The organism is Flavobacterium sp. UBA6135 (assembly GCF_002428305.1).
Classification (GTDB): domain Bacteria; phylum Bacteroidota; class Bacteroidia; order Flavobacteriales; family Flavobacteriaceae; genus Flavobacterium.
In genome coordinates this window covers 160,666-168,173 of the sequence record NZ_DIVJ01000048.1, presented here as the reverse complement: position 1 = coordinate 168,173, position 7,508 = coordinate 160,666, and the positions used below count along the sequence as shown (strand labels likewise).

8 protein-coding genes are annotated in these 7,508 nt (G+C 33.0%); 3 read left to right on the top strand and 5 right to left on the bottom strand.

Annotated features, from left to right (window positions below; genetic code table 11):
* Positions 1-14 precede the first annotated feature (14 nt).
* From B3L86_RS12350 to B3L86_RS12340, 3 genes are read left to right on the top strand one after another with little or no spacing between them, the layout of a single operon-like run.
* Positions 15-104, top strand: a complete 90-nt coding sequence (locus B3L86_RS12350; protein ID WP_291119642.1) for a hypothetical protein — start codon at positions 15-17, stop codon at positions 102-104.
* Positions 105-107: 3 nt separating this feature from the next.
* Positions 108-1,106 (top strand): PorP/SprF family type IX secretion system membrane protein, encoded by a 999-nt coding sequence (locus tag B3L86_RS12345; RefSeq protein WP_291119618.1) that lies wholly within the window; start codon positions 108-110, stop codon positions 1,104-1,106.
* 45 nt (positions 1,107-1,151) lie between these two features.
* Positions 1,152-1,664, top strand: coding sequence for a gamma carbonic anhydrase family protein (locus tag B3L86_RS12340; protein ID WP_291119615.1), 513 nt, complete (start codon positions 1,152-1,154; stop codon positions 1,662-1,664).
* 4 nt (positions 1,665-1,668) lie between these two features.
* On the opposite strand, the gene murI is transcribed toward B3L86_RS12340, so the two are convergent.
* From murI to B3L86_RS12315, 5 genes are all read right to left on the bottom strand, one after another.
* On the bottom strand, positions 1,669-2,445 hold the full coding sequence (gene murI / locus B3L86_RS12335) for a glutamate racemase (RefSeq protein ID WP_291119612.1): 777 nt from the start codon (positions 2,443-2,445) through the stop codon (positions 1,669-1,671).
* 64 nt (positions 2,446-2,509) lie between these two features.
* Positions 2,510-3,007, bottom strand: a complete 498-nt coding sequence (locus B3L86_RS12330; RefSeq protein ID WP_291119610.1) for an OmpH family outer membrane protein — start codon at positions 3,005-3,007, stop codon at positions 2,510-2,512.
* Positions 3,008-3,037: 30 nt separating this feature from the next.
* Positions 3,038-4,057, bottom strand: coding sequence for an OmpH family outer membrane protein (locus B3L86_RS12325; protein WP_291119607.1), 1,020 nt, complete (start codon positions 4,055-4,057; stop codon positions 3,038-3,040).
* 40 nt (positions 4,058-4,097) lie between these two features.
* Positions 4,098-6,782, bottom strand: coding sequence for an outer membrane protein assembly factor BamA (gene bamA / locus B3L86_RS12320; protein ID WP_291119604.1), 2,685 nt, complete (start codon positions 6,780-6,782; stop codon positions 4,098-4,100).
* Positions 6,763-7,506 (bottom strand): isoprenyl transferase, encoded by a 744-nt coding sequence (locus B3L86_RS12315; protein WP_291119601.1) that lies wholly within the window; start codon positions 7,504-7,506, stop codon positions 6,763-6,765. Before B3L86_RS12315 ends, bamA begins: the two co-directional genes overlap by 20 nt.
* Between the last annotated feature and the right edge of the window lie 2 nt (positions 7,507-7,508).

Here is a 7,508-nt window from a genome sequence, read left to right as displayed (position 1 = left end):
TCAACGGACAACCGATGCCATCAACAGATTACTGGTTTACAGTAACCTTTGAAGAAAACAATCAAACAAAAGAATTTAAAGCACATTTCTCATTAAAACGATAGCACATGAATCTTAAAAGCGGTTATTTACTTTTATTATTAGTTTTTACACAATTTTCATATTCTCAGGAAGGGATAGCAGTATATTCAGATTATTTAACAGATAACTTGTACCTAATTCATCCGTCAATGGCTGGAGCTGCAAATTGTGCTAAGGTGAGAATGACAGGAAGAAGACAATGGTTTGATCAGGATAACGCCCCCCAATTAAATACTGTAAGTTTTAATGGGAGAGTGGGTGAACAATCCGGTTTGGGGGTTATTTTATTCAGTGATAAAAACGGGTATCATTCTCAAAGAGGAGCAAAGTTAACATATGCTCACCATATCATGTTTTCGAGAAATGAAATTGATTTGAATCAACTTTCGTTTGGTATGAGTGGAGCATTGGTTCAAAGTCAATTGGATGAAACGTCTTTTATAAACGGGCAACCTTTTGATCCTATCATTGGAGGTATTTATCAAAAAGATTCTTATTTTAATGTTGATATTGGAGCTTCGTATTATTACTTGGATTTTTATACACACTTCACTGTTAAAAATGCTATAGCCAATGTTAGAAGAGAAATTTATACCGAATTTGAATCTGACAATTTAAGGAAGTATCTGTTTAGTGCCGGTTATGTTTTTGGCGACAGTGACAGAATTCAATGGGAACCATCTATCTTATTTCAGATGGTTGAACAAACGAAAGAAAAATCAATCGATATTAACTTAAAGGCTTATAAAGACGTAGACTTTGGTAAGATTTGGGGAGGACTATCCTATAGAAGAAGTTTTGATGGGGCACAGTATGTTGACGGTAATTCAGTATCTGACCAAAAATTACAATATATCACTCCAATAGTGGGCGTAAATTATAATCAATTCATGTTTGCTTATACTTATTCTTATTTAGCTGGTAATGTGCGTTTTGATAACGCAGGTTTTCACCAAATTACGCTAGGTATTAATTTGTTCTGTAAACGAGATAAATTTGAGTGTAATTGTCCGGCAATTAATTAACAATTTTAAATCCCGATTCATTCGGGATTTTTTATAGTATAAAATATGGTTATTAAATCGGTAAACGGAAAGTCGCCACAGCTGCCAGTAGATTGTTTTGTTGCAGAAAATGCAACGATTGTTGGTGACGTAACTTTTGGAGCATCCTGCAGTGTTTGGTTTAATGCTGTGATTAGAGGCGATGTTCATTTCATTAAAATAGGGAATAAAGTAAACATTCAAGATGGTGCCATTATTCATTGTACCTATCACAAGCATCCCACCATTATCGGAAATAACGTTTCCATAGGCCACAATGCTATTGTTCATGGGTGTACTATTCACGACAATGTTTTGATAGGCATGGGTGCTATTGTAATGGATAACTGTGTTGTTGAAAGTAATTCCATTATTGCCGCAGGAGCTGTAGTTACTCAAAATACAGTTGTGGAGTCAGGGTCTATTTATGCCGGTGTTCCTGCTAAAAAAGTAAAAGAAATTGACCAATCTGCATTTAAAGGAGAGATAGAGAGGATAGCAACTAATTATGTGATGTATTCCGGTTGGTTCAAAGAATAACTACTTAAAATTCTTTATAGATTACGTTATATTTGTTTTTTAAGATGGATTTCAAAACTTCAGGGTTTCCGTTTGTAAAAAAAACTTGATTGCTTTTTAGATTCGAATTAAATCCAATTTTTCCTTGGAGTATTTTTTCCGTTTGTCTAGCCACCGCTTCGCCGGAGTCAATAATTTTAATGCCTTTTGGGAGTATTTTTTTTATTTGAGAAATAAGGTATGGGTAATGACTACATCCGAGCACCAGATAGTCTATATTCGCCTCAATCATAGGGTGGAGGTATTCTATTAAAAGTTCGTTGGTTTCTTTGGATTCAATTTTGCCATTTTCAATTAATTGTACTAAACCAAAACCTATTTGTTCAATAATTTTTGTATTGGGATAATTCAAAACAGCTTTATGAAACAAGGTGCTGTTTAATGTTCCTTTGGTTGCTAATATACCAATACAATTTGTTTTAGACTTGTTTGCTGCCGGTTTTATGGCAGGTTCAATGCCAATAAATGGCACATCAAATTTTGCTCTAAGTTCCTTGATCGCATTTGTTGTAGCAGTATTACAAGCTACTACAATAAGTTTGCAACCCATTTCCAAAAGCAACTCAGTGTTCTTAAAGCTAAGCTTTTGGATTTCTTTTTTGCTTTTTATACCATAGGGAGCATTCTTACTATCAGCAAGATAAATAGTATCTTCGTTCGGAAGCAATTGATGAATTTCTTTCCAAATAGAAGTGCCGCCGATTCCGGAATCAAAAAGACCTATGGGTGCGTTATTTATCATAAAACAAATGTAAAAAAAAACTGCTCATGTGATTGAGCAGTTTTGAATGATAATTTATTTTTTTTTAGAAGCCTAATTCTTTCTTTACATCAGATGTTAAATCAGGGCCATCAGCTAATAATAGTCCAGAAGAATTGATTACATATTGGTATCCTTTTGCTTTTCCTACTTTTTCTATAGCAGTTTTGGCACGATCCATTAGAGGTTTCATTAAGTCTTCTTCTTTTTGATTTAATTCTTTTTGAGCTGTTTGTCTATAATCTTGAATTCTTTTTTCCATATCTTGAACTTCTTTAGCTCTGTCAATGTTTACTTGTTCAGTTACAGTTTCCGCTTCACGGTTGTATTTTTCTAATTTAGATTGGTATTCATCCACCATCGTTTTAAATTCTTTGTCATATGTTTTCTGAAGGTTGTCAAGTTGTTTTTGAGCTTCCATCATCGCAGGCATTTTAGACATAATTTCATTTGTATCTACGTGAGCGATTTTTGCCTGTGCAATAACTTGACTTGTGCTAAATAATAAAGTGGCAGCAATTAGTAAAGTTTTCAATTGTTTCATCATTTCTAGGTTTAATTATTTATTTAATTTTTAATCTTTATTTTCGTTATTCTCTTTTGCTTTTTCTTCTCGTGCTTTTTTTGCCGCTTCCCGGTCTTCTAGTATTTTTTTCTTTCGGTCTTCAATTTCTTTCTTTCTGTCATCAATTAATTTCTGACGGGCTTCTTGTGCTTTTATTTTATCCTCCTCTGGTTTTGTTTTTACCGCATCTTTATCAGGATTCTTATCGGCTGTTTTTCCATCTTCTTTTTTTGCATCATCATCTTCCTTGTTTGAAGACTTCTCAGAAACCGTGCCAGTTTTTTTAGCCTCGCGTTCCTCTAAAAGTTTTTGTCTTTTATCTTCAAATTCCTTACGCTTTAGATCTGCTGCTGCTTTTCTAAGTTCTGCAATGCTGTCTCTGGCAGATTTTCGTTCTTCCAATATTTTTTTACGTTCTGCTAAAGCCGGATTGTCATCTACGAAATCTTCTTTACGTTCTTTTTCTTCTAGCTCTTTTAACTGTTTGTTAGAAAGTTGTTCTCTTTTAGAAGCTCTTGTAAGCGTTCTAATTACTCGGTCACTTAAGTCATGTCTTTTTGCTGCAAAAAGCAATGTCAAATCAGATGATTTGTCTAAAATAAAATCATATTTTTGGGCTTCAGCAATATCTTGAATAGCAGAAAAAACTTGATCTTGAACCGGTTTAACTAAAACTGCTTTTTGAGTAACTAAATCACCCAGTGGTCCAAAGCGTTTTTGTTGAAATTCGATTAATTCGTTTTCAAGGAAAGTAATTTCTTCTTCTCTTTCTTCAATTAATTCTTTAGTTAAAAGAACTTTTTCATTTTTTAATGATTCTTTTAATGCGTTAATTTCATTTTTTTTAACATCAATTTCTTGTTTCCACTTTTGGGCTTTCAATTCTAATTGATTTTTGGCTTCGGTGTAGTCAGGTACATTTTGAAGAATATATTCCATATCAATATATCCAATCTTAACACCACGTGTTTGTCCGTAAACAAAAGCGTTTACATTTAAAAATAAAACTATTAAAAGTAAGTTTTTCATATTCTTTAAATTACATGTCAAATATAACTTAAAATAATAATTAAAATTGTTGTCCGATAATAAAATGTGTTTCCCATCCATTTTTTTGTGTTTGACCCGGTAGGGCATCAAATCCATGACCAAAGTCAATTCCTAATAAACCAAAGGCAGGCATGAAAACTCTTAAACCAAAACCTGCAGAACGATTTAATATGAATGGGTTGTAGTTTTTAAAATCGGTATAAGAGGCACCGGCTTCCAAAAATGACAATACATAGATTGATGCAGCCGATTTAAGTGTGATTGGGTACCTTAATTCCAATGAAAATTTATTATAAATGGTTCCGCCATCAATATTTGATAATGATTGATTTGGATAACCTCTTAATTGAATAATTTCTCTTCCGTCTAAAGCAAAGTTGGCTAAGCCATCACCGCCTAAGAAGAAGCGTTCAAACGGCACTAAGCCTCTATCATTGTTATAAGCTCCTAAGAAACCAAATTCAGTATTGGAACGAAGTACTAGTGCTTTTTGTGGTGTTCCTGCTAATCGTGTATACCAATCTGCTTTAAATTTAATTTTATAAAATTCTAACCAATTGAATTTTTCTTGGTCTACTTTACCTGGATCAGCAGCGGCATCTTGATAATTTTCTACACGATTTCCAATAGAAGTTTGTGTAGGTAATGCATCTACATAATCACCAGCTTGAACAAAATTTCCATTACTATCAAAATAAGAACTTCCGGAATGTTTGTATTTATATGCTTCTTGATTAGGTAAGTCTGCATAGTCAACTCCATTCAATAGAGAATAAGGAGGTGTAAATTTACCGCTAATGCTAAATTCAGATCCATAAATTGGAAAAATAGGATTAACACCTTTGCTAATTCTGCTTAATCCGACAGTGTATGCAAGGTTTCTAGATGAACCATTTCCGAATGTAAACAATCCTGTATTGTAATTGTTCAAATCATAATATTGAAAACTCAAGGATTGAGACAAAATAAAATAATCATCTGGAACAGAAAGTTTTTTAGCAATACCAAAACTTAAAGAAGTGATGTCAAAACTTCTTGATCTATCTACGTTACGAGTTGCAAAATTGTTTAAAAATTGTTTACTATGAGAGATAGAAGTGCTTAACTGAATAGGTCTTTTGTTGCCAAACCAAGGCTCAGTAAAAGTCAAACTATAAATTTGAAAAAAGTTACTTGCTTGGAGGCGAAGTGCCATTTTTTGACCATCACCCATTGGTAGTGGTTTGTATGCTTTTTTATTAAAAATATTTCCGAGAGAGAAGTTGTTAAAAGATAATCCTAACGTTCCAATGAATCCTCCTGCACCATAACCACCTTGTAGTTCTATTTGACTGGCTCCTTTTTCAACCAAGTTGTATTCAATATCAACTGTACCTGCTGCTGCATCAACATTTTTGAATTTTGGTTCGATTGATTCAGGGTCAAAAAAACCTAATTGGCCAATCTCACGAATTGTTCTTACTAAATCGTCTTTACTGTATTTTTGACCCGGTTTGGTTCTAAGTTCTCTATAAATTACTTTATCATTGGTTTTGTCGTTTCCAACCACTGTAATTTTGTTGAAATAAGCCAAAGGCCCTTCCATGATTCTTATTTCAAAATCAATGGTATCATTTTTAGTGCTAACTTCAACCGTGTTGATAGTTGAGAATAGATAGCCGTTGTTTTGATAAAGGTTGGTGATGTCGTATGCGTCAGGTCTTGTTTTGTCTGCAATTCTTTTTTCCAAAAGAACACCATTATAGATGTCGCCTTTTTGGATACCTACTAACCGAGCAAGGTTTTCGTCAGAATAAATAGTATTTCCTAAAAATTTAATATTTCCAAAATAATATTGATTTCCTTCTTCCACTTTTAAATTGATGGTAACTGTATTGTTTTTAGAATCAAAAGAAACACTATCAGAAACTACTCGTGCATCACGATATCCTTTTTCTTTGTATTTAGAAACGATGCTAACTAAGTCTTCTTTGTATTTGTCTTTTATGAATTTTGAACCCTTCCAAAATCTTCCAGGAAATTGAACCTTAGTGTTCTTCATTGCTTTTCTAATTTTTCCATCTGAAAGTTTAGAATTGCCGTCAACTAAAATTTGTTTGACTTTTATTTTTTTGCCTTTGTCTACATTAACAACCATTTTTACCTGATTGCCACTTGTTGTGTCAGGAATGGTGTTAATGGCAACTTTGGTATTGTAAAACCCGTCTTTTTTGTACTTATTTTCTATAAAGTTTCTTGTGTTTGTAATGAAGTTTTCATTGACAACAGCTCCTTTTGTAAGTTTGGTTTCTTTAATTATGGTTTCTGTTTTTGACTTCTTAAGTCCTTGAACTTTAACTTCACTCAATTTTGGAAGTTCATTGATTTCAAGTTCCATGAAAATAGTATCTCCTCTAACTTCTGTCATGTATAAATCGATATCCCCAAAAAGACCCAATTTACCCAATTTTTTTATGGCGTTACTTAGTTCTTCTCCAGGAACAACAATGCGTTGTCCTTTTTCAAGCCCGGCAAAAGTGATAATAGTTTGTTTGTTGAAGCTTAAGTTTCCGGTTACTTCAATGTCTCCCAAAACGTATTGTGAGCCTCTTTCATAATCGTTTTGTGCTTGTAAAGTTCCCAAAAAAATACTACTAAACAGTAGTAGGAGTAGGGATGTATTAAATTTATCTAAAATCACTAATTTATTGTTTAATTTGTTCACTTGTTTTTCCAAATCTTCTTTCTCTATTCTGATAACTTAAAATGGCTTTATAAAAATCTTCTTCTAAAAAATCAGGCCATAATACTTCAACAAAATAGAGTTCCGCGTAGGCAATTTGCCATAATAAAAAATTGCTTATTCTGTGTTCGCCACTGGTTCTGATAAGCAAATCTACATCAGGTAAATTGTGCGTGTAAAGATGTTGATTTATAATTGATTCGTCAATACTTTCTAAAGAAATTATATTATTTTTAACTTTAAGAGCAATGTCTTTAACTGTTGATACCAACTCTTCTCTTGAGCCATAGCTCAATGCTAAGGTTAAGGTCATTGCTGTATTTTCTTTAGTTTTGTTAATTACTTCTAAAAGTTCTCTTTGAGCACCGGTTGGAAGTAAGTTGATTTTTCCAATGGAATTTAATTTTATATTGTTTTTTACTAAAGTTGGAAGTTCTTTTTTTAATGAATTAATCAATAAATTCATTAAAGTATCGACTTCTACTTTTGGTCTGTTCCAATTTTCTGTAGAAAAAGCATAGAGCGTTAGGTTTTCAATTCCTAGTTTAGCGGCAGCCTCAACCACTTGTCTAACGGCTTTAGTTCCGTTTTCATGACCAAAAACGCGAAGCATCCCTTTTTGTTTAGCCCAACGTCCGTTGCCATCCATAATTATGGCTACGTGTTTTGGCAGTTTGTCTTTTACTATAGAATTTTCTAAGCTCATTT